The organism is Streptomyces sp. NPDC005494 (assembly GCF_042872025.1).
Taxonomy (GTDB): Bacteria; Actinomycetota; Actinomycetes; order Streptomycetales; family Streptomycetaceae; genus Streptomyces.
Map to the genome: position 1 here is coordinate 377,579 of NZ_JBIAJR010000007.1, position 21,604 is coordinate 399,182.

Sequence of the window (21,604 nt, forward strand, 5' to 3'; positions counted from 1 at the left end):
TATGGTGACCGGGTGAAGATCGCACTCATGGACTCGGGAATCGGCCTGCTCGCGGCAGCCGCCGCGGTGCGTCGGCTGCGGCCCGACGCCGATCTGGTGCTGTCGTCGGACCCCGGCTCGATGCCCTGGGGGCCCCGCACGCCCGAGGACGTGACCCGTCGCGCTCTCGCCGTGGCCCGCGCGGCCGCGGCCCTCCGGCCCGACGCCCTGATCGTCGCCTGCAACACCGCGTCCGTCCACGCCCTGCCCACCCTGCGGGCCGAACTGGAACCCGGCCTGCCGGTCATCGGTACGGTGCCCGCCATCAAGCCGGCCGCGGCGGGCGGCGGGCCCTTCGCGATCTGGGCCACCCCGGCCACCACGGGGAGCCCTTACCAGCGCGGGCTCATCCACGACTTCGCGCGGGCCGTGGACGTGACCGAGGTGCCCTGCCCGGGGCTCGCCGATGCCGTCGAACACGCGGACGACGAGGGCATCGACCGCGCGGTGGCCGCTGCCGCCGCCCTCACCCCGGCCGGGGTGACGGACGTGGTCCTGGGCTGCACCCACTACGAGCTGGTGGCCGAACGCATTCGTGCCGCCGTGGAGAGCGGCCGGGCACCCGGCCTCGCCCCGCTCGTACTGCACGGGTCCGCCGAGGCGGTGGCCGCGCAGGCCCTGCGCCGGATCGGTGCGGTACCCGCTCCGTCGGCCGAACCGGCCGGCACCCTCACCGTGCTGCTCGCGGGACACGCCGCGGACGTGCCCGCACCCGCTCTGGCCTACGCCGAGGGACTGCTGCTCAAGGCCGTCAGCCCTGCCCTCTGACCGGTCCCGGCGCCCCGGCCGGGTCGCGCACGGCCGCCCCGGCGCGCGGAACCTGGGTACGCTGCATGGCATGACGGACCACCCCGGCAACGCACGGCACGGTTCGAGCCAGGCCCCGAGTACGGTCTGGACGGGACGGGCCACCAATCGTTTCCAGTGGCTGCTCGCCGCTGTGGGAGCCGGGTGCCTGGCGCTCGGCATCGAACTGGCTGTCGACTCGGCCTGGAGTGCGGGAATCGCGCCGCTGCTCATGTCCGTCATCGGCTGCGTCGCGGCCGGACTCCTCATCCTCTTCGGCACCCTCGCCTTCGTGCACGTGGCCGTGAAGGTCGACGGCGACGCCCTCGAGGTCCGCTGCGGCCACGCGGGGCTCCCCAGACGCCGGATCCTGCTCACCCATGTCGTGGGCGCGGACTTCGCTCCCAAGGTCACCCCGCGCCAGTGGGGCGGCTGGGGATACCGCTGGCGTCCGGAGAAGGGCACCGCCGTCGTCGTGCGCAGGGGGGAGGCACTGGTGCTCCGGCTGGGTGACGGGAGGACGTTCACCGTCACGGTGGACAACGCGGAGGCGGCCGTACGCTTCATCCGCGACCGGCTGCACCTCGGGCCCGCCGAGCAGGCTCCCGGCTCCTCCGGCTCCTGAACTCCGCCCCGGCTCCTGAACTCCGTTCCTGCATGGAAGCGGAGGGCCGGGGCGCCTGCCGCGCTCGTTCCTGCATGAACGCGGAGGGCCGGAGCGCCTGCCGCTCTCACAGCCGCTCACCGTAGACTCCGCCAGGTGAGCGCCACCATCACCACCGTCGACCAGCCGTCCGCCCCCGCGCCCCGCAGCAGGAAGCTGTGGCCGCGGCTCGTCCGGCCGGCCGCAGCCGTGCTGTCCGGTGCTCTGCTCTACGCGAGCTTCCCGCCCCGGCCTCTGTGGTGGCTGGTCCTGCCCGGCTTCGCCCTGCTCGGCTGGGTGCTGAGCGCCCGCAGACTGCGCGCGGCGCTGGGCCTCGGGCTGCTGGCCGGCCTCGGCTTCATGCTGCCGCTGCTGCACTGGACAGGCGAAGAGGTCGGCCCCGTCCCGTGGCTCGCGCTCGCCACGGCCGAGGCGCTCTTCATCGCCGTGGGCTGCGTCGGCATCGCCGCGGTCTCCAGGCTTCCGTACTGGCCGGTCTGGGCCGCGGCGGTCTGGACGCTCGACGAAGCGGTGCGGGCCAGGGTGCCGTTCGGCGGCTTCCCCTGGGGCAAGATTGCCTTCGGCCAGGCCGACAGCGCCTTCCTGCCACTCGCCGCGCTCGGCGGCACCCCGCTGCTCTCGTTCGCCGTCGTGCTGTGCGGCTTCGGTCTCCTGGAGGCCGTACGGCAGGTGCGCCGCCGCCGCACCGGGGACGCCGTGCCGCGTGCCGCCGTGGTGGCGGCCGCCGTGACCGTCGCCGCCCCCGTCGTCGCGGCACTCGCGGCCCTTCCGCTCGTCGACGACTCGGCCGAGGACGGCACCGCGACCGTCGCCGCGATCCAGGGCAACGTGCCGAGGCTCGGGCTCGACTTCAACTCCCAGCGTCGCGCGGTCCTGGACAACCACGTGGCGCGTACGGAGCAGCTGGCCCGGGACGTCACAGCCGGGAAGGAGCGCCGGCCCGACCTCGTCCTGTGGCCGGAGAACTCCTCCGACCTCGATCCGTACCGCAACGCCGACGCGGCCGAGGCCATCGAACGGGCCGTGCGGGCCATCGGCGCACCCACCGTCATCGGCGCCGTCCTCACGCCCGACACCGGGCCGCTGCGCAACACCCTGATCGAGTGGGACCCGAAGAACGGCCCCGTCGACACCTACGACAAGCGGCACATCCAGCCGTTCGGCGAGTACATGCCGATGCGGTCGTTCGTGCGGATCTTCAGCAAGGACGTCGACCGGGTGCAGCGGGACTTCGGCGCCGGCAGCCAGGTCGGGGTCTTCGACCTGGCAGGGACCAAGGTCGGCCTCGTGACCTGCTACGAGGCCGCGTTCGACGACGCCGTGCGGGACACCGTCAAGAGCGGCGGCCAGTTCATCGCCGTGCCGAGCAACAACGCGACCTTCGGGCGCAGCGAGATGACCTATCAGCAGCTGGCGATGAGCCAGGTGCGGGCGGTCGAGCACGGGCGGTCCGTCGTCGTACCCGTCACGAGCGGTGTCAGCGCGGTCATCCGGCCGGACGGCACGATCGTGGAGAAGACGAAGATGTTCACCGCGGACGCGCTGGTCGACGAGGTCCCCCTGCGTTCCTCGCTGACACCCGCCACCCGGCTCGGGACCCTGCCGGAAGGCATCCTGGCCCTGATCGCCGTGGCCGGCCTCGGCTGGGTGACGGCCCGCTCCGTGCGGGCGAGGAAGACCGCGGGGGAGTAGGGGACGCGAGGCAGTGGCGGACGCGGGGACGTAGCGCCGCCTCCTCCGGGCCGCACGGCGCGCCCCGGGGACTCGGTACGCTCTGCCTTTCCCTGCCCTGTGGCGCTCGGTAGGCCCTGCCTCGCGCTGCTCGGTACGCCCGGCCTTCCCTGCCCCGTGGCGCTCGGGACGGCCTGCCCTGCCCTGTGACCGTCGGGACGGCCTGGCCCGGCGCGCACCTGTGCCGACCGGGTCAGGCCCGTCCCGCCCGGCAGCCCGGCAGCGCGGGCCCGCCCGGCGTCACGGCAGGCGAAGCCCCGCGACGAGGAGCGCGACCAGACGCCGCGCGTCATAGGCAGGGTCGTTCTCCGCGCCGATGCAGAGGTTCCCCACGCCCCGCATGAGTTCGTACGCCTTCAGGTCGGTCCGGACCTCGCCCGCTTCGGCCGCCGCGTCGAGCAGCCGCGCGCACACGGGGACCAGCCGGTCGATGAAGTAGGCGTGCAGCGTCTCGAAGCCCGGGTCGTCGGACTGCAGCACCGCGGCGAGCCCGTGCTTGGTGACCAGGAAATCGACGAAGAGATCGATCCAGCTGCCCAGTGCGGCGTGCGGGCTCTCGCTGGTCGCCAGCAGGGCCGGACCCGCATCCGCGCAGGCCTCGACCTGGTGCCGGAACACGCCGATGATCAGATCCGCCCGTGTCGGGAAGTGGCGGTAGATCGTGGCCACCCCGACACCGGCCCTGGCCGCGATGTCGCGCACCGGCGCCTCGACGCCTGACGTCACGAAGACCGCCGCGGCGGCGTCGAGCAGCGTCCTCTCGTTGCGCAGCGCGTCGGCCCTCTTGCGTGGACCCGCCTTTCCCGCGCCCGCGCCGTGGCCTTCGTCGTTCGTCACGTCGTTCCCTCCATCGCCGTCCTTGCCGTCCCTACGCCCGTCGGTATTACCCGTCGACACCCGTCGGGTCCCCGGCGCCCGCATATGCCTCGGCACACGCAGACGCCCTCGACATTGCGAAACGGAACGGTGTTCCGTATTGTTAGCGGAACGAGGTTCCGTTTGCTCATCCTGTCAGAGCGGGAGGCCGGGACCAAGTCATGCCTGCCATCACGCTTCACCGTCATGGAGGAACACGTACATGCAGTACCGCACTTTGGGCCGCACCGGCGTCCAGGTCAGCACCCTCGTGCTCGGCGCCATGAACTTCGGCGCGATCGGGCGCACCACCCAGGACGAGGCCACGGCGATCGTCGATGCCGCTCTCGAAGCCGGGATCAACCTCATCGACACCGCCGACATGTACGGCGAGGGCGAGTCGGAGGAGATGGTCGGCAAGGCCATCGCCGGCCGCCGCGACGACATCGTGCTCGCCACCAAGGCCACCATGCCGATGGGGGAGGAGCGCAACCACCGGGGAGCCTCGCGCCGCTGGCTGGCCACCGAACTGGACAACAGCCTGCGCCGTCTCGGTGTCGACCACGTCGACCTCTACCAGATCCACCGGTGGGACCCGAGCGTCAGCGACGAGGAGACGCTGTCGGCGCTGACCGATCTGCAGCGATCGGGGAAGATCCGCTACTTCGGCTCCTCGACCTTCCCCGCCTACCGTGTCGTACAGGCCCAGTGGGCCGCTCGCGAGCACCACCTGAGCCGCTACGTCACGGAGCAGCCCAGCTACTCGATCCTGCAGCGCGGAATCGAGTCCCATGTGCTGCCGGTGACCGAGGAGTACGGGCTCGGCGTGCTGGCGTGGAGCCCACTGGCCTCCGGCTGGCTGTCCGGAGCTGTCCGCGAGGGGCGCGAGATCACCACCAGCCGCTCCAGAATCCTGCCGGAACGCTTCGACATCACCCTTCCCTCCAACCGGGCCAGGCTCGATGCCGTCGAACAACTGGCCCGGCTGGCGGACGAGTCCGGTCTGACGATGATCCAGCTCGCCCTCGGCTTCGTGACCGCGCACCCCGCCGTGACCAGCGCGATCATCGGACCGCGCACCACGGAGCACCTGCACGCGCAGCTTGCCGCGGCGGACACCGTCCTCAGCGCGGACGTACTGGACGCGATCGACGCCATCGTCGCTCCCGGGACCGATCTCGCCGCGCACGAGAAGTTCGACACCCCGCCGGCGCTGCTCGACCCGGCGCTCCGCCGGCGCTGAACCTCCGGCGGCACGCGCCGGCCCCGGGCGGGGCGCGCCGCCCTCGGGCGGGGTGCGCCCACCCTCGGGCGGGGCGGTCCGGCGGACACGTAGGCTCGGCACATGGCGACTCCAGAGTTCATCCGCGACATCCGCGCCACCGCCGGTCACCAGCTGCTTCTCCTGCCGGGGGTCACCGCGGTCGTCTTCGACGACGAGGGCAGGGTGCTGCTCGGCCGACGGTCCGACACGGGTAAGTGGTCGGTCATCGGCGGTATCGCCGAGCCCGGTGAGGAGCCCGCTCTGACTGCGGAGCGGGAGGTGTTCGAGGAGACCGCCGTGCGCTGTGTGGCGGAACGGGTGGTCCTCACCCAGGCGTTGCAGCCCGTTCAGTACGCCAACGGCGACCGTTGCCAGTACCTCGACATCACCTTCCGCTGCCGGGCCACCGGCGGGGAGGCGAGGGTGAACGACGACGAGTCGCTGGAGGTGGCGTGGTTCGACGTCGACGCGCTGCCGCCGCTGAACGAGTTCGCGCTGTTCCGGATCAAGCAGTCCCTCACGGACGGCCCCACCTGGTTCGCCCCCTCCACGGAGGGATGACAGCCCCTTGGCCCTTCCCGCGCGGGAAGGGCCAAGGGGCTGCAGGGCCCTGTCAGGCGGACGGACCTCTCTGTCCGGATCGCCTCGTCCGGGGGTGCCGCCGCTCAGACGGAACGCGCGTCGGCGGGTAGGGGCGTACCCTCCGCGGCCTGCCTCTCGGCCCCGGGCTCGATGTCCGCGAGATCGCGGTTCCGCGTCTCCTTCGCGCAGACGATCGCCAGTACGGTGAGCAGCGAGGCGGCGATGACGTACAGGGAGATCGGCGTCGAGCTGTCGAAGTCGGCGAGCAGCGCGGTGGCGATGAGCGGCGCCGGGGCGCCCGCGGCGACGGAGGAGAACTGGGCGCCGATCGAGGCACCCGAGTAGCGCATCCGCGTCGCGAACATCTCCGCGAAGAACGCGGCCTGCGGTGCGTACATGGCGCCGTGGAAGACGAGGCCCACGGTCACGGCGAGCAGCAGGCTCCCGAAGCTCCGGCTGTCGATCAGCGCGAAGAAGGGGAACATCCACACGGCCACGCCGATCGCACCGATGAGGTAGACGGGCCTGCGCCCGATCCGGTCGGACAGCGCACCCCACAGCGGGATCACGGCGAAGTGCACGGCGGAGGCGATGAGTACGGCGTTCAACGCCGTCTGCTTGCTCAGCTCCACGGCTGTCGTCGCGTACACGAGGATGAACGCCGTGATCACGTAGTAGCTGATGTTCTCGGCCATCCGGGCGCCCATGGCGATGAGTACGTCGCGCCAGTGGTCCCGCAGAACGGCCACGAGAGGCATCTTGTCCGCCGGCTCGGCAGCGGCCTTGCGCTGCTCGGCCTGGGCGAGGGCCGCCTTGAACACAGGTGATTCATCGACAGAGAGACGAATCCACAGACCGAGGATCACGAGCACCCCGGAGAGCAGGAAGGGTATGCGCCATCCCCAGCTCTCGAACGATGACTCCGACATGAGCGCTGTGAGCGCGGACAGCACCCCGGTGGCCAGCAACTGCCCGGCGGGCGCCCCCGTCTGGGGCCATGACGCCCAGAACCCGCGCCTCTTCGCGTCGCCGTGCTCCGAGACGAGCAGCACGGCCCCACCCCACTCGCCACCGAGGGCGAAGCCCTGGACCAGGCGAAGGACGGTGAGCAGGACGGGCGCCGCGGAACCGATGGTGGCGTGCGTCGGCAGGAGCCCGATGGCGAAGGTGGCACCGCCCATCATCAACAGGCTCAGCACCAGCAGCTTCTTGCGCCCGAGCCGGTCCCCGTAGTGCCCGAACACCAGAGCGCCCAGCGGGCGTGCGGCGAAGCCCACCGCATAGGTGAGGAAGGAGAGCAGGGTGCCGACGAGCGGGTCGGAGTCGGGGAAGAAGAGCTTGTTGAAGACCAGCGCGGCAGCGGAGCCGTAGAGGAAGAAGTCGTACCACTCGACGGTGGTCCCGACGAGGCTCGCGGCGACGATGCGGCGGAGGTTGGACGGGGGCGGGGTGGTTGCGGGCGACGACATCGGCACCACTTCCTGGGGTGTGACGGGGACGTTTGCGTGTCGCCACACCGTAGGAATCCGCAGGTCAGGAGCACATGTGGCGGGGCAACATAGTTCGAGGGTGTGCTATGCCTGCGGCCCCCATGCCGCCTCACGGCCGGGCGGTTCAGGGGCTCGGTGTGAGTCGGGACGAAGGCAGTCCGGGATGTGCAGTTCAGGGTGATTCGACGGTGTGGTGCTGACTCCTGCTGTTCCTGGTCAGGCCCTGGGCGATCATGCGCGGTGCGGCACCCCGAGAAGCCCTGGGGCTACCTGTGTGGGACCTGGCAACCTTGCACGGCGTGCCAGGAAAGCGCTGGTCCGGCCGTGAGGCAGTTCACAACCGGCCGGCAGCGGAGCTGACGTAGGTTCACCTGGTGCACATCTCAGCGCAGCAGACGCGCGACCTCGAGAACCAGTCCGCACCGGGTGCGGTGCAGCCTTCTGCCACTTTGCCGCGACGCGGTGAACGAGTGGTCTGGGCAGTGGCCGGCGCCTTGCTGGCTTCAGCGATCTGGGGCGTGACGCTCCTGCTGCCGATAGGCGCCTCCGACGGCCCGGACGTGCGGTACCGGATGAGTGACGACCTGTGCGCGGACGCGGAGATGACTGCCCTGGGCGCGATCTGGGGCAGGGGCGATGACTCCACGCACGAGGAGCACCGTCACCGAGCTATGGATGTTGCCCAGTGCCACGACTCCCTCGTCACGGACGACACGGCTCAGCAGCTGACCATACGGTTGCAGTTGCACAAGGTGACCAGTCCACGTGCGGAGTTCGAGGCCAACGGCGAAGCGATCGAGACCAACACCGGCCCCACAATCGTCAAGGCGCCGGTCGAAGGGCTCGGTGAGCGGGCCTACTTCGGGGTCATCGACTACGGCGGCCCCGGCGCAGTTGCAGTCCTCACCGTTCTCGACGGGGGCGCCGAGTTCTCCTTCAACCTGAACAGTGATGGAGACCGGACTCCCCGAGAGCTCAAGCCTTTGATGATCAAGGACATGCGCGCGCTCATGGTGAGCCTCGCGGTGTAGCGCCTGCCGTGGTCGACCCACGGGTGGTGAGCACTCGCTCCATCACCGATCCGTCAACGGCGATGAGCAGGGCGGCGGTAGAGCGACGGTGGCGCCGACTGCGCCCAGTGCCCTCTTCTTCTGGGCAGTGCGAAGCGTGTGGAGCGGCAGTGCGCATCCCACGTCGGCAGGACACGAGCGAGCGGTGTCCGCTCAAGGCCGTCCGGCGGCGCGCGCCGCCGCGTCCTCGGGTGCGGTGTCGATACGGTACGAGTTACGCGCGGCGGTGCCCGGCCCGCAGTCACGCACGCTGGGCGCGGAGCGGCGGCACTGGCCGCCGCGTACCGCACGCAGGGTTCACGGCAGCGGGGAGCCTGATCGGGGATGAGCGCCTACTACGTCGTCGGTACCGTCGGCTTCTTCGTCGTCGCGGGTGGTGTCACTGCCGTCGTGGTGATCGTCCGCAGCGGGCTCCGTGGGCCGTACGTCCCTCCGGAGCCGATGTGCGCGGCGTGCGGCCACGCCCGCTGGCACCACTGGAAGGGCGCCTGCCGCTACGAGCGGGGGGACGCCCGGTGGGGCGACGACAGTTATGGCACCACCTGGAAGGGGACGAGTATCCCTGAGATCTGCGGCTGCTCCGCCTTCACCTCGTGGCGGGGCGGGTGACGGGGATACGGCGGGCGGCCCTGCCGTCCGTGTCGACGGCGCAGGCGAGGGCCGCAGGTCGTGGGGCTCGGCCTGTCAGCCCTCGGGGCGCAGGAGTCCGCGCTCGTAGGCCTTCACCAGCCGTTGTGGCACCTGGTGGACCGCCCCGTCGATCGTGACAGGTACGAGCTGCGGCGTCGTGGCCTTCCACTGGGCGCGGCGGTGACGGGTGTTGCTGCGGGACATCTTCCGCTTCGGGACTGCCATGGTGACCTCCTGGATCGGCGCGGTCGACGCTATATGAAAATGATAGTCAAGGTCAATTAGCGGTCGGCTACGCAGTGCTCTCGTCCCCGCGCAGGGACCGGCGGCCGGACGACGGCCGGGCCGGAGATGCCGTCGGGCCGGAGCGCCCGATGCGCCGTACCCCGGCCCGTCCGGTCGGGGGTGGTGTCAGTGGCGTGCGGCAGAGTGCCGTGCATGATCAACGATGTGGACACCATCGACTGGTCGTCGATGAGCCATGCCTACGGGGCGGCCGTCGATGTTCCGGTATGGCTCCGGGGGATGGCCTCGACCGACGGCGAGGTCCGGCGGAAGGCACTCGACGACTACTACGGCGCCGCCCACCACCAGGGTGACGTGTACCCGTGCACGGTGGCGAGTCTGCCGTTCCTGTTCGCGCTCGCCGACGATCCCACGGCCGGCGACCGTGCCTCGGTCGTCGGGTTGCTGCTCAGCATCGGGCGGGAGTCCGTCGGTTGTGACGACGGCGGCATCCGCTTCGCGCCCGACGGCACCATCTCGACAGCCTGTACGGACGGCGCTGTCATGATGCGTGACCGTTCCGCGGCGTTCGTCGCGTACGCGGCCGACGCGGATCCCCCCGTGCGGCGCGCGGCGATCCCGGGCCTGGGCCTCTTTCTCGACGACGCCGACCGCGCGGTCGACGCCGTCCGGTCCCGGCTGCCCGCCGAACCCGGGACCGTGGAACGGCTGCTCGTCATCGAGACGATGGCCGGTCTGGCGCTGCGGCTGCCGGCAGCACGCACCGCCGCCACGGCCTGGCTCCGCGACCTGGCCGACGACAGCTCAGCGGACCCCGACATCAGGCTCGCCGCTCTCGTCCACCACGCCCGCTGCGTCCCGGACGCCGTCGGCGAGGACACCGTACCGACAGCGGCCGACCTGCTGCGCCGGCTCGCCCCCGCGACGGGGACGAGCACCGGAGAGAAGCCTCGCAGGGCCGGTTCGGGGTCCTGCGAGTGCGCCCCCGCAGCCGGAACGGCGGGCATCCCGCGGCAGATCGCCGCCGCGTTCGCCGACATGGCACGGCACAACCGGGTCCACGCCCCCACCACACCCCTGCTGCGCACTTTCCACAGAGTGCTGGGCGACCGCCTGCCCGAGCGTACGGCCCTGCTCACCGAACAGCTCCGCAGCCCGGACCCTGCCATCCGCTTTGACGCGATACGCATGGCCCAGGACCTGATCGGCACCTGGCGCGGCGACCACGCACGCCTCGTCGGGCTCCTCGCGGACTGCTTGCTCGCCGACGACGCCTACACCGCCGCCGCGGCGGCGGAGAGCCTCGGATCCCTCGTGCCCGTCACCGACGTCGCCCGCGAAGCACTCGCCGCCTTCGTCGCCGCACATCGCGCCACGTACGGACCGGAGGCCTGGGCGATCCCGACGCCGCTGGTGCGCCGTGCCCACCAGGAAGCCGTCATGGCCCTGGCTCGTCTCGGGGACGCGCGTGCTCTGCCAGGGCTGCTGACCGCCCTCGACGCCGACGTGGACGCCTGGCGTGCCGTTCAGGTCGCCGGCCATGTGCGGGCGGGCGCCGAAGAACTCGTGCCACGGCTCTGCCGACGTCTTGCCGCCGCCGACTACTCGCAGGAAGGGCCCGCCTCCGGCGCCGGAGCCCTGATCTCCGCGCTGGCCGCGTTCGGAGACACGGCTGCGGTGCCCGCCCTCACGGAAGCGATCAACGCCGCGCTCCGTCACGAGCAGTGGCGCACCGCAGCCTCCGCGCTGACCGCTCTGGCGTCGATCGGGCCCGACGCCGCATCAGCCCTGGACACGGTCCGCCCACTGGCCGACGCGCAGGACGTGAACCTCCGGACGGCCGCAACGGCCGCACTCTGGTCGCTCGAACGCGACCCCCTGGACGTCGTGCCACGCCTGCACGACCTGCTCGACAGCCACCAGCACCGCGACGCGGCCGACGTCCTCGGCCGGATCGGCCCACCCGCCGCGCCCGCGCTGCCGCGCCTGAAGGCGATGCTGTCCGCCCACTACGACTGGGCCCGTCTCCATGCCGCAGTCGCCGTGTGGGACATCGCCGGTGCGGCCGAGTCCGACGCCGTCATCCGTACGCTGATGGAGGTATGGCAGGGGAACGACGCCACCGCGTTCCACGTCGTGACGTGCCTCGAACGCATGGGACCGGCCGCAGCACCGGCCCTGCCCCTCCTCCGAGCGGAAGCCGCACGCGCCCGCCGTAGCCGGGGTGTCGACCTGGACGACGAACTGCACCGCACGTGCCGCACCCTCGAACGGCGCTTCGCCACGCCGCCGGCAAGCCGCCCCGGCGTGTGATTCCGGCACTCCCGTGCGTGGTGGTGGCCTTACCCCCGTGTGCGGCCGGGTGCGCCACGTGTGGTCCAGGCGTGCCGACTCCACCGTCCGGCAACGGAGTTGACGTACGCGTGCGCCGGTTTCCGCTCGTGCTGGGAGGGTGCAGCCGTGTGGTCGAACGCCCCGTGCCGAGCACGCCGGGGGCGTACGGGCATCCACGGCTTCGCCGGCGCTACGCGGACGGCTGACGGCGGGTGTGACCGGGGGACAGAGCGGTGCGGACCACGGTGACCAGAGCCGCGACAGCCAGCACGCACAGCAGGATGCGGAGTGCGAAGCCCAGGAAGGTCATGTGCAGCATGCCGTTCAGGGCCACCAGGACCAGACCGAGCCCGGCCGCGATGACCGGCACACGCCCTGCGGGGTCACGGACGAGGACCAGGATCACGCCGGTCGCCAGCACCGCCGACAGCAGAGCGAAGAGCACCGTCTGCAGCGTCCCCGCGCCGTACGTCGTCGCGCCCGCGTCGATGGCCTGCGCCGCGGCGACGGGGACGGCCGGCGCCGTGAGCAGGGTCAGCAGGGCAGGAGCGACGGCCCCGCCGCGGACCACCGGCTCTGGGACCGCGCGACTGTCGCGGCACCACCGGACCGTGGACGGTCGCAGGGCCGCGACCACAGCCGTCGCCGCGGCGACGGCCATCAGCGGGCCGACGGCATAGGCGATCACGGCGACGGTCTGCGGCCCCTGTGCGACCACGTACTGGACGCTCGCGCTCAGTCCGTGCAGCGTGGTCGACACGCCGGCAGCCACGATCGTCCGGCGGCCGGAGAGTCTGCGACGCAGCAACAGCCCCACGCCTGTCCCCAGCGCAGCCGACTCGACAAGGCCCAGCAGCAGATTCGCGACGAGCAGTCCGAAGGGCGCGCCGCTGTCCGTGAAGTAGGTGGCGGTCTGGGAGAGCAGGCAGACCAGGGGCGGCAGGCAGGACAGCGCCGCAGCCATGGCAACGGCCGCCGTCCGGCGCGCGTCGGGATCGGTCCCGCCCGGTCCGTCGGTCGTGACGCGGACGGTCGGTTGGTCGACCCGGCCACGTCCGGCCGGCCTGCTCGAGGAGGTGGACGGCGTCGGGTGGGCCAGTTGCCGCAGGGCTGCCGCGAGTTCCGTCGCACTGCCGTGCCGAAGGCCGGGATCCTTCTCGAGCAGCCTCAGTACGAGTGCGTCCCATTCCGCCGAGACACCCGGCACCAGGGTGCGGGGCGAGGGCGGGGCGTCCGTGAGATGGGCGCTGAGATAGCCCATGGTGTCGGGCGCCTCGAAAGGCAGCCGTCCTGTGAGGAGTTCGAAGAGCACGCATCCCAGGGCGTAGAGGTCGCTGCGGGGTTCGGGCCTGCCACGGGCCTGCTCGGGGGCCATGTACGGAGGAGTGCCGACGATGAAACCGGTCTGAGTCAGCCGGTCCGCGGTGGCGTACGGGTCGGCCGCGCGCGCGATGCCGAAGTCCAGGACCTTCACATGGCCGGAGCTCGTGACCATGATGTTCGCGGGTTTGACGTCCCGGTGCAGCACTCCGCCCGCATGAGCCTCGGCCAGCGCGTCGGCCACCTGGGAGCCCCACCGCGCCGCATCCTCCGGGGTGACGTCGCTGCGGCGCAGCAGGGCGTCCAGACCTTCACCGCGTATCCGTTCCATGACCAGGAAGGGCGTCGTCCGTCCCTCCACGTCCACCTCGCCGACGTCGTGCAGGGTCACGATGTGGGGGTGCTGGAGCTGGGCGGTGAGCCGCGCCTCACGCAGGAAGCGCGCGCGGGCGTCGGTGGCGTGACTGCCGCCGCCGGCGAGCAGCGAGATGAGCTTGACCGCCACGAGCCGGCCCAGCGTCTCGTCCCGGGCCTCCCACACCTGTCCCATCCCGCCCTTGCCGAGCGGCTCCACGAGCCGGTAGCGGCCCCCCAGCAGCTGGTCCCGCAACCGCCACGCCTCCTCGTTCCGCCCCGGCCCCCGTCATCCCGGATCATGCCGTGCACGTGCGCCGCGTACAGGCGATCTGCGGAAACTTCACAAACACCGGCCGGCGCCCGAGTCGTGCGTTCGCGGCACGCGCCCGTAGGGTGCACGAGCCATGTCGCAGGTGGCCGGGCCCCTTCACCGGTGCGAGCATGGGAGTGCGTCCGCCTCCGTGCGGCGCGCCCGGCGAACGCGTCGGAACTCGCCTACCGACCCGGGACAGGAGCACCACCGTGGCCGACCAGGCGCAGGCACCCGCGGACAGCACCCGCGAGGAGCCGCCCGCACCGGCGGACGTGGCCTTCGTACGCCGGATACGCAAGGACTTCCAGCGCATCCAGATGGAGCACGAGTTCGCCGTCGACGAGGTGTTGACCAAGGTGTCCATCCTGCGGAAGGAGTTTCTGCACCTGCACCGGTACAACCCCATCGAGCATGTCGGTTCCCGCGTCAAATCCCCCACGAGCGTCCTGCAGAAGGTCGCGCGCCTGGGTATCGAGCCCACTCCCGAGGCGATCCGGGCGTCCATCCACGACATCGCCGGCGTGCGCATCACGTGCAGCTTCATCGCCGACACCTACCGGGTCCTGGAGGCGCTCACCTTCCAGACCGACGTACGGGTGCTCCGGATCAAGGACTACATCACCCACCCCAAGCCCAACGGCTACAAGAGCCTTCACGCCCTCATCGAGATCCCGGTCTTCCTCAGCACCGGCCCGGTGCCGGTGACCGTCGAGGTACAGGTCCGGACCATCGCGATGGACTTCTGGGCCAGCCTTGAGCACAAGATCTACTACAAGTACGACGGTTCCGTCCCCGCCGGTCTCGTCGCCAGGCTGACCGAGGCGGCGCATCTCGCCGAGTTGCTCGACCAGCAGATGGAGGAGCTGCACACCGAGGTGCGGGGTGCGGTGCCGGAGAGCGCCGAGGACACCACGCCGGACGCCGAGGAGCAGATGCTGATGCGGCTGTGGAGGAGCGCTCGGGCGGGTGCAGAAGCCGAGGACAGCGGCGAGAACGCAGGCGGGCCGGCGGACTGACCGCCTCGCGGGCCGGACGGTCGGTCCACCGGCCGCCGGGGGTGGGAATCGGGAAGCGGCGCTGTCCTCCGGGCCGGCCGGGTGCTGACCAGGTGTTCTTCCCCCCTCTTCGGAAACCGGCGTGCTCCTCGGGGGCGAAGGGTGAGAAGCTGCGGCTCGGCCCGGCAGAGGGGGAAACGCAATGGGGCTCGCCTACGGCTACGACATCTACCTGCCTCCCGGGAACGTTGCCCGGGCGCTGGTGAATCTGGCCGCGCTCACCCCACCGCGTACGGACAGACCGCCGCTCGAGCTCACACTGCCCGGCGGGGACCGGATCGTCGTTCCCTTCACGTCGGACTGGAAGAGCGCACCGGTCGACTGCTCCCCACGCGGCACGCTCGATCTCGACACGTCCATCATGTTCGGCGTCGATGACGCGGTGCGGGAGTACGCGGAGAGGTGCGGCCTCGATGTCGAGCAGGACGGGCGCGTCGGTATCGGCTACGTCTACCTGACGATCCGCTTCGAGTCCATGCTGCATCCGGGCTACGCCTCACTGGAGTTCTGGGCAGCGACATCGGCGATGAGCCGCCTGTTCGCGCGGTCCGCTCGCGTCCGGGAGGTGTTCACCGGTCTCACGGCGGCCAGCGGTGGAGTGTGCTGCCTGTTCGACATCGGTGACGGCAGCTTCGGGCCGGTGTGCTGGCTCAACGGTGAGACGGTCCAGCAGGAGGACTCCGACTCCGCCTACCCGGATCGCGAAGACCTCGTGGCGAGTTGGCCCGACCCCGCCCCCGACCTCGTCCTCGACCTCGACCTCGACACCGACCTCGACCTCGGCCGCGACCGTTGAGCGAACGGAGCGAACGGAGCGAACGGAGCGACCTGGGTGTACCGGGACGCCGACGACTGATCGCAGTGGTCGAGTCGGCCTGGGAGGAGCTGGACGCGCCCGCTACCCGGCGCCGGGACTTCTGCCTCGACGCCATCAGCGACGTACTGGAGACGGGACGCCTGGCGCCGGACGACGCCGAGCGGGTCGTCGAGCGACTCGTCCTGGTCGCGCTCTCCCACGAGACCTGTGCGGTCCGTGAGTCGGCGCTGCACGCCGTCTGCACCGCCTCCACGCACTACCAGCTCCCCTACGGGGTGGTGATAGCCCTCGCCGTCGGTGCGGACACGTTCGAGCCCGTGCTCCTGGGTTACGTCCTGTCCATACTGGGCGCCACGTACGACCGTATGGCGCTGCCGGTCGTCGAGCGCTACCTACTGCACCCTGACCCCGAGGTGCGCAGGGAGGCGGCGGAGGCGGTGGACGAACTGTGCCGGAGCCACGAGTTCGCCCGGGGCGAGAGCCGAACCGGCCACCCGTAGGCGCGCCTTCTCGTCTCCCTTCCCGGGCGCTGCCGCGGACCGTTCGCGGCCGTCGTCACGTCCGGCCGGGCAACGGAAGCGGTCCACCATCTCCTGGCCAAGGGGCGCAGTCGTGGGCCGCTCTCCTTCGAGCGCCGCGGTCGCGGTGAAACCTCGTGCGACGTCCTCAGGGCTCCACTGACGAGCAGAGGCCGACGGCATCCAGCGTGCACAGGGAGACGAGTGCTGCGCCCTGCGCCCACGTAGGGAACGCGTGGGTGAGGGAGTTTTCGATACGCCGAGGATATGTGCCGGCCCATAGCCTCGAAGCGATCGCGGCCGGCCGACGCAGTGCCGGGACCGGCCCGACGATCGTCAGGAGCCTCGCGTACGTACGGGACGGTTCCGTGCACCTGTCCCAGTCCTCCGCGGACCTCATGAGCCGGGAACTTGATCAGTGAGTACATCAGCACAGGAGTTCGCGGATGCGCGGCGGCAGCGGGGTGAGGCCGAGGATCGCGCCGAAGCCGAGAAGCGTGCCGAGGTCGTGGCCCCGGTGGGGGCCGGGCAGGGTCCTGCCGGACGCCGGCGCTCCGGTACCCGTCGTGCGGGCATCCGCAACGTGATCCGCTTCGCCGCTCGCCCTGGACCCTGGAAGCGCGGCCCGGTGCTCGCCGCGCTGGGGCTGCTGCTGGGCCTGCTCATGCTGCTGCACGCGCAGGTCCCGGATGCCTGGGGGCTCGGCAGTCTCGTGGAGACCTTCCTGCCATGGTTCGGCTTGTGCGTACCCGTACTCCTCGCCGGGGCGCTGTGGCGCCGCTCCGCGTCCGCGGTGGTCGCTCTGCTGCTGCCCGCGCTGGTGTGGCTCAGCCTCTTCGGCGGGGTGCTCGGCAACACGTCCCACTCGGGCGGTGACCTCACCGTGGTCAGCCACAACGTGGGGGCGGGAAACCCCGACCCGGTCGGTGCCGCCCACGACCTGGCCGCTTCCCGAGCGGATCTGCTGGCCCTGGTGGAGATCACCCCGCAGGCCGAGGCCACGTACGACAAGGAGCTGGCGACGGCCTACCCGCATCATGAGGTGCGAGGCACGGTCGGGTTGTGGAGCAAGCTGCCGCTCTCTGACACCCGGACGGTCGACGTCGCGATGCAGGGCATGGCCGGGCCGCTCGCGGCGCACCTGTCGGCCGAAGAAAGGAAACCGACGCCCCGGGCGCTGCGTGCCACGGTGACCACGGACCGTGGACCCCTCGCGGTGTACGTCGCCCACCTGGGTTCCGTACGGCTGATGCCCAGGGGCGGCTACCGGACGGAGCAGCGGGACGCCGGTGCGCAGGCTCTCGCCGAGGCCGTCGCAGCCGAGCGGAACGAGCGGGTGGTGCTGCTGGGCGACCTGAACGGCACCATGGACGACCGCGCGTTCGACGGCCTCACCTCGCAGCTGCGATCCGCGCAGGACGCGGCCGGGGAAGGCTTCGGCTTCAGCTGGCCGGCGACGTTCCCGGTGGCGCGGATCGACCAGATCCTGGTTCGCGGGGTGCAGCCGAAGAGCTCCTGGGTGCTGCCGGCGACCGGCAGCGACCACCTGCCGGTGGCCGCCGGCATCAGCTGGTGAGCCGCTTACGTACCTCCGCCGGAAGTTCCGCCGGAAGTTCCGCCGGAGGTTCCGCAGGAAGTTCCGTCGGCATGCAGCGGCTGTGCGGCCTGCAACGGCTTCAGATCGAGGCGGAGGCCGGGGAGATGGCCGGGTGGTCGGCCGGGATCGCCGTCATCCCGACCGGAGTGCCCCCTGGACAAGGACGACGGGGCGCGGGTGACCCGCTCCCGTACGCAGGCGCTGTGCACGGAGTCGGCGTGTCCGACACATGACCCGGAGAATCGGCAGCGCCCGCACCGATGAGTTGTCGCCCGGCACGATGTCTTCAGTGCTACGGGCACCTCGCCCGGCGAAGAGAGAGTGGTGCGCACAATGAGATTGGTACTGCAGGAGTTCCTGTCGCTGGACGGCGTCTGCCAGGGGCCGGGCTCCCCGGACGAGGACACCAGCGACGGTTTCACCCGGGGTGGCTGGTTCGTGCCGTACCTGGACGAGGAGTTCGAACGACTGGCCGGTGTCTGGCTCGCTGCGGCGGACGCGTTCCTCTTCGGTCGCCGGACCTACGTGAACTTCGCGCGTGACTGGCCGAAGATGACCGAGCATCCTTCCGCCCGCATCCTGAACGCGCTGCCGAAGTACGTCGCCTCCCACAGCCTGTCCGAGGCCGGATGGGACCCGACCACGATCCTGTCCGGGGACGTCCCCGCACAGGTCGCGGACCTGAAGCTCCGGCCCGGCCGCGAGCTGCAGATCCACGGCAGCGCCCGGCTGGCCCAGTCCCTGCTGGCCGCCGGGCTGATCGACGAACTGCGCCTCGTGATCGCCCCGGTGGTCGTGGGCGAGGGACGCCGCCTCTTCACGGACGGGGGCGCTCCGGCAGCCCTGCGGCTCGTGAGCAACGAGACGACACCGGGCGGACTGACCGTGCACGTCTACGAATCGGCCGGAGCTCCGGAGTACGGGACGTACGGGGCCGACGCGTAGGCACTCCCGGACCGGTCCGCTCCGGAACCGAGCGGATCCCAGGTCCCGGGCCGCTCCCGAACCGAGCCCCTCCGGAACCGGTCCGCTCCGGAACCGGTCCGCTCCCGAGCCCCTCCGCGAGGAGGGCCATGACGGAAGGCCTTCGAGACCGTGCACCTCGTCCGGCGGATCGCCGTTCGAGCCCGTCCACCTCGCCCGGGGAGCACACTCGATGGCCGGATTCGTGTCCCGTGCGGTCCGTGGCGCTGGGACCGGTGACCGTCGGGCGACGTGTGATTGACTGATCCGCATGGCCCCGTCTCCTCAACCGCCCGTTCGGTCGTGACCGCCGATCCGACCGCGGCCACTCGGCCCCGCAACCGCAAGCAGCTCATCGTCGAGGCGGCCGGCCGGGTCTTCAGCGAGCGCGGCTACCACGCTGCGTCGATGGAGGAGATCGCCGCCGGAGTGGGCATCACCGCGGCGGCCCTGTACCGGCACTTCCCGAACAAGTACGCGTTGTTCGCCGAGTGTGCCGACGTCATGGCGGACCGGCTCGTCGCCGCGATCGACGAGGTGCCGTCCGGGGCGCCCCTGTCCGATGTGCTCACGGCCGTCACCCGGGTCACCGTCGCGCACCGGGCGTCGGGCGGCGTGTACCGGTGGGAGGCCCGCTTCCTCAACCATGACGACCGCCGGCACCTCACGGCGAAGTTCGGGCACGTCGTGGGGCGGGTCGACGAGGCGGTGCAGCGCGAGTACCCGCTGCCCGACGGGCGTCTGCGCGCGTCGGCGGCCCTCGGCGCGATCGGGTCCGTGACCATGCACCACACCTCGATCGCCCAACGCCGGGCCGAGGAACTGCTGTCGGCATCGTCACTGCGCGTGGCAGCGACCGATCCCGCCACGGCCCGCAGCGGTGCACGCCCGGTCGAGCTGCCGGCCCAGCCGGTGCCGCGGACGCGCCGCGCGGAGATCCTCGCGGCCGCCATCCCGCTGTTCGCCAGGGACGGGTTCGCCAGCGTCACGAACGGGCAGATCGCGGAGGCGGTGGGACTGGCACCGTCCGCGCTCTACCGTCACTACCCCGGCAAGGTGGACATCCTCCAGGCGGCCTGCCTCCAGGCAGCCGGACTGCTGGCCCAGGGGGTGGAGCAGAGCCTGCACGGGGTGGAAGGCCCGCACGACGCCCTCGTCGCCCTGGCGTCGACGTACGTGGCCTACAGCTTCGAGTACACGGCCCTCAACAGCGTCGCGGAAGCCGAGCTCGCCGGCCTGCCGGCCGATCTGCGGCGGTCCCTGGTCCTCGCCCAGCGTGAACACATCGCCGTCTGGGAACAGCAGCTGAGACTGGCCAGGCCGGAGCTCGACCCCCGCCAGGCCAGGCTGCTGGTGCACGCCGGGTTCGGTGTCGCGGTCGAGGCCGGACGCGGCCTGCGGTGGCGTGACAGCCCCGGCAACCGTGACGCCGTGACAGCTCTGGTCGTCGGCGCCCTGGGCGTCTGACCCGGGGCCGCACGACAACGGGAGGCCCCGCCCGCACAGGTGGCTGCGCATGCCCGTTCCGCGGCGCACCGGCCGAGGAACGGGCACGCGCGGCAGCGGCCCGGTGGCTCAGCCCGGCCTGTTCCCCGTCGGGATGGTGATCGGGGTGGTGGTCGAGGAGGAGCCGTTGTTGAGGAAGGCCATGGCCACGCCCCGCAGGAACTGGTCGAAGACGTAGAAGGCGCCGGGAGCGACGGGCGACAGGCCTTCGCGGAACAGGATGAAGGCCGGCCACACCGTGCGGACCAGGGCCGCCGCCGCGTAGTCGCGTCGCAGCCCCAGCCAGTCGCCGACCTGGTCGCTGAGGGCGTAGCGCACGAACTCGTTCAGGAACCCTCGCGTGACACCGAGGTCGATCTCCGCGGTCAGGCCGAGCAGGACCTCGGCCAGGTCCAGGCCCTCCGGGGTGGGGGCGAGTATCGGGGTGAGCACCTGCGCCGACTGGGCGTCCGCCGCCGCCCAGGTCTGCGGGATGTACTCGGCCGGTACGCCGAGCAGATAGATGGCGACCTGCCAGGAGTGCAGGAACGCCTCCTCGTCCGCCTTCGACATGGGGATCTTCCAGTCGAGCATCTTGCGGTGGACGTACGTGCCCAGACTGTGGAAGGTGACCAGGATGTCGGCGACGCTGATCGGGATGGTCTGGTCGGCACCCGCCTGCCAGTGCGGCGACTGCGGCAGCAGGTGACGCACCGCGCCGTGGACCAGACGCGTCTTGTTGGCCGTGACGATGAACTGCCCGGTCGGCTTGAAGGCGTCCAGCTGCGACAGGTCGTAGCCGAACGTGAACGTCTTGGCCGCCCGGTCCTTCATGTCGGCGCCGCCGAAGGACCAGTAGACGCTCCGTGCCTCCCGGGGGATCACGGTGCTCATGATCCCGCTGCCGAGGCCGTACAGCATGAACAGGTAGGTGTCCTTGCGCCGGTTGAAGTCGGCGGCGCGGGCCAGCTTGACGGGGTCGGCCCAGGACGGCAGCTTGTTGTACGTCTGAAGGTGCGCCCTGAGCTCGGCCGGTAGACCGCTGGGCAGGGCGTCGTTGTTGTTCACCCACTCCTTCATCGCGGTGTTGACCGCGGGAACCTGGCCGTTCTCCAGCAGCGAGACCATCAGAGGATCCGTCGCGCTGTCCCAGACGTACTCCGGGTCGACGCCCGACCCGGCTCCGGCGACCGAGTCCTTCGATGCCCATGCCCACGCCTTGGAGGGATCCGCCACGCTGACGAGGCCGAGCGCGACACCGAGGGACAGGGCCCTTCGCCTGCTGAGATTGTCCATTGACTTACCCGCTTCCCTGATGGACCAGAGGGTGCTATGTGCCCTATCTGGCTTGCCAGTTGCGTGAGCACGATGATTCATACCGTGCTGAGCCATGTGATTTTCAATTAACATAGCGGGGTGTCTCGGCGTCGGCAATGGTGATGACCGACCCCGAGTGGCCGCCCCTTCCCTGCCGCTGCCGTCCACGGC

General features: G+C 71.2%; 19 protein-coding genes. 14 read left to right on the forward strand and 5 right to left on the reverse strand.

Annotated elements, in window-relative coordinates; genetic code table 11:
* The first annotated feature begins 12 nt into the window (after positions 1 to 12).
* From ACFYQ6_RS22300 to lnt, 3 genes are all read left to right on the forward strand, one after another.
* Positions 13 to 807: an aspartate/glutamate racemase family protein gene (locus ACFYQ6_RS22300; RefSeq protein WP_361582669.1), complete on the forward strand. Its 795-nt coding sequence runs from the start codon at positions 13 to 15 to the stop codon at positions 805 to 807.
* A gap of 70 nt (positions 808 to 877) precedes the next feature.
* On the forward strand, positions 878 to 1,450 hold the full coding sequence (locus ACFYQ6_RS22305) for a hypothetical protein (RefSeq protein ID WP_361582667.1): 573 nt from the start codon (positions 878 to 880) through the stop codon (positions 1,448 to 1,450).
* A gap of 135 nt (positions 1,451 to 1,585) precedes the next feature.
* The gene (gene lnt, locus ACFYQ6_RS22310) at positions 1,586 to 3,181 is read left to right on the forward strand and encodes an apolipoprotein N-acyltransferase (RefSeq protein WP_361582664.1); all 1,596 of its coding nucleotides are present in this window, start codon (positions 1,586 to 1,588) and stop codon (positions 3,179 to 3,181) included.
* A gap of 279 nt (positions 3,182 to 3,460) precedes the next feature.
* Here the strand turns inward: lnt and ACFYQ6_RS22315 are convergent, their stop codons facing one another.
* Complete coding sequence (locus tag ACFYQ6_RS22315) at positions 3,461 to 4,057, reverse strand: helix-turn-helix domain-containing protein (RefSeq protein ID WP_361582661.1); 597 nt, start codon at positions 4,055 to 4,057, stop codon at positions 3,461 to 3,463.
* 241 nt (positions 4,058 to 4,298) lie between these two features.
* Between ACFYQ6_RS22315 and ACFYQ6_RS22320 the strand changes: the two genes are divergently transcribed.
* A complete protein-coding gene (locus ACFYQ6_RS22320) occupies positions 4,299 to 5,318 on the forward strand; it encodes an aldo/keto reductase (RefSeq protein ID WP_388764480.1) in 1,020 nt (339 codons plus the stop codon).
* Positions 5,319 to 5,420: 102 nt separating this feature from the next.
* Entirely contained in the window at positions 5,421 to 5,900 is a 480-nt protein-coding gene (locus ACFYQ6_RS22325) for an NUDIX domain-containing protein (RefSeq protein WP_361582656.1), read from the forward strand.
* A gap of 104 nt (positions 5,901 to 6,004) precedes the next feature.
* Here ACFYQ6_RS22325 and ACFYQ6_RS22330 read toward each other — a convergent pair whose 3' ends face one another.
* Positions 6,005 to 7,390: an MFS transporter gene (locus tag ACFYQ6_RS22330; protein WP_361582653.1), complete on the reverse strand. Its 1,386-nt coding sequence runs from the start codon at positions 7,388 to 7,390 to the stop codon at positions 6,005 to 6,007.
* A 395-nt stretch (positions 7,391 to 7,785) separates the two neighbouring features.
* On the opposite strand from ACFYQ6_RS22330, the gene ACFYQ6_RS22335 reads away from it, so the two are divergent.
* Both ACFYQ6_RS22335 and ACFYQ6_RS22340 read left to right on the forward strand, forming a co-directional pair.
* Complete coding sequence (locus tag ACFYQ6_RS22335) at positions 7,786 to 8,442, forward strand: hypothetical protein (RefSeq protein ID WP_388764482.1); 657 nt, start codon at positions 7,786 to 7,788, stop codon at positions 8,440 to 8,442.
* Positions 8,443 to 8,805: 363 nt separating this feature from the next.
* A complete protein-coding gene (locus tag ACFYQ6_RS22340) occupies positions 8,806 to 9,090 on the forward strand; it encodes a hypothetical protein (protein ID WP_388764484.1) in 285 nt (94 codons plus the stop codon).
* Between the two features lie 75 nt (positions 9,091 to 9,165).
* Here the strand turns inward: ACFYQ6_RS22340 and rpmF are convergent, their stop codons facing one another.
* Entirely contained in the window at positions 9,166 to 9,336 is a 171-nt protein-coding gene (gene rpmF / locus ACFYQ6_RS22345) for a 50S ribosomal protein L32 (RefSeq protein ID WP_361582645.1), read from the reverse strand.
* A 213-nt stretch (positions 9,337 to 9,549) separates the two neighbouring features.
* Between rpmF and ACFYQ6_RS22350 the strand changes: the two genes are divergently transcribed.
* Positions 9,550 to 11,670, forward strand: coding sequence for a HEAT repeat domain-containing protein (locus ACFYQ6_RS22350; RefSeq protein WP_388764487.1), 2,121 nt, complete (start codon positions 9,550 to 9,552; stop codon positions 11,668 to 11,670).
* A 211-nt stretch (positions 11,671 to 11,881) separates the two neighbouring features.
* Here the strand turns inward: ACFYQ6_RS22350 and ACFYQ6_RS22355 are convergent, their stop codons facing one another.
* Positions 11,882 to 13,621 carry a serine/threonine-protein kinase gene (locus ACFYQ6_RS22355; RefSeq protein ID WP_361582639.1) on the reverse strand — a complete coding sequence of 580 codons (1,740 nt, stop codon included), beginning with the start codon at positions 13,619 to 13,621 and terminating at the stop codon, positions 11,882 to 11,884.
* 269 nt (positions 13,622 to 13,890) lie between these two features.
* Here ACFYQ6_RS22355 and ACFYQ6_RS22360 point away from each other — a divergent pair, with 269 nt between their 5' ends.
* The 6 genes from ACFYQ6_RS22360 (at position 13,891) to ACFYQ6_RS22385 (ending at position 20,098) form a co-directional block, all read left to right on the forward strand.
* Positions 13,891 to 14,697 carry a GTP pyrophosphokinase family protein gene (locus tag ACFYQ6_RS22360; RefSeq protein ID WP_388764489.1) on the forward strand — a complete coding sequence of 269 codons (807 nt, stop codon included), beginning with the start codon at positions 13,891 to 13,893 and terminating at the stop codon, positions 14,695 to 14,697.
* A 181-nt stretch (positions 14,698 to 14,878) separates the two neighbouring features.
* A complete protein-coding gene (locus ACFYQ6_RS22365; protein WP_388764491.1) occupies positions 14,879 to 15,532 on the forward strand; it encodes a hypothetical protein in 654 nt (217 codons plus the stop codon).
* Positions 15,529 to 16,053 (forward strand): hypothetical protein, encoded by a 525-nt coding sequence (locus ACFYQ6_RS22370; protein WP_388764493.1) that lies wholly within the window; start codon positions 15,529 to 15,531, stop codon positions 16,051 to 16,053. Before ACFYQ6_RS22365 ends, ACFYQ6_RS22370 begins: the two co-directional genes overlap by 4 nt.
* 601 nt (positions 16,054 to 16,654) lie before the next feature.
* Positions 16,655 to 17,647 carry an endonuclease/exonuclease/phosphatase family protein gene (locus tag ACFYQ6_RS22375; RefSeq protein WP_388764553.1) on the forward strand — a complete coding sequence of 331 codons (993 nt, stop codon included), beginning with the start codon at positions 16,655 to 16,657 and terminating at the stop codon, positions 17,645 to 17,647.
* Positions 17,648 to 18,001: 354 nt separating this feature from the next.
* Positions 18,002 to 18,613: a dihydrofolate reductase family protein gene (locus tag ACFYQ6_RS22380; RefSeq protein ID WP_388764495.1), complete on the forward strand. Its 612-nt coding sequence runs from the start codon at positions 18,002 to 18,004 to the stop codon at positions 18,611 to 18,613.
* Between the two features lie 321 nt (positions 18,614 to 18,934).
* Positions 18,935 to 20,098, forward strand: coding sequence for a TetR/AcrR family transcriptional regulator (locus ACFYQ6_RS22385; RefSeq protein ID WP_361582625.1), 1,164 nt, complete (start codon positions 18,935 to 18,937; stop codon positions 20,096 to 20,098).
* Positions 20,099 to 20,206: 108 nt separating this feature from the next.
* On the opposite strand, the gene ACFYQ6_RS22390 is transcribed toward ACFYQ6_RS22385, so the two are convergent.
* Positions 20,207 to 21,412 (reverse strand): oxygenase MpaB family protein, encoded by a 1,206-nt coding sequence (locus ACFYQ6_RS22390; protein ID WP_361582623.1) that lies wholly within the window; start codon positions 21,410 to 21,412, stop codon positions 20,207 to 20,209.
* Positions 21,413 to 21,604 lie beyond the last annotated feature (192 nt).

Excerpts from the sequence above, each read along its gene's own strand:
- ACFYQ6_RS22305 (WP_361582667.1), top strand. The coding sequence starts at position 878 with ATGACGGACCACCCCGGCAACGCACGGCACGGTTCGAGCCAGGCCCCG.
- ACFYQ6_RS22320 (WP_388764480.1), top strand. The coding sequence starts at position 4,299 with ATGCAGTACCGCACTTTGGGCCGCACCGGCGTCCAGGTCAGCACCCTC.
- ACFYQ6_RS22325 (WP_361582656.1), top strand. The coding sequence starts at position 5,421 with ATGGCGACTCCAGAGTTCATCCGCGACATCCGCGCCACCGCCGGTCAC.
- ACFYQ6_RS22330 (WP_361582653.1), bottom strand. The coding sequence starts at position 7,390 with ATGTCGTCGCCCGCAACCACCCCGCCCCCGTCCAACCTCCGCCGCATC.
- ACFYQ6_RS22340 (WP_388764484.1), top strand. The coding sequence starts at position 8,806 with ATGAGCGCCTACTACGTCGTCGGTACCGTCGGCTTCTTCGTCGTCGCG.
- rpmF (WP_361582645.1), bottom strand. The coding sequence starts at position 9,336 with ATGGCAGTCCCGAAGCGGAAGATGTCCCGCAGCAACACCCGTCACCGC.
- ACFYQ6_RS22350 (WP_388764487.1), top strand. The coding sequence starts at position 9,550 with ATGATCAACGATGTGGACACCATCGACTGGTCGTCGATGAGCCATGCC.
- ACFYQ6_RS22365 (WP_388764491.1), top strand. The coding sequence starts at position 14,879 with ATGGGGCTCGCCTACGGCTACGACATCTACCTGCCTCCCGGGAACGTT.
- ACFYQ6_RS22380 (WP_388764495.1), top strand. The coding sequence starts at position 18,002 with ATGAGATTGGTACTGCAGGAGTTCCTGTCGCTGGACGGCGTCTGCCAG.
- ACFYQ6_RS22390 (WP_361582623.1), bottom strand. The coding sequence starts at position 21,412 with ATGGACAATCTCAGCAGGCGAAGGGCCCTGTCCCTCGGTGTCGCGCTC.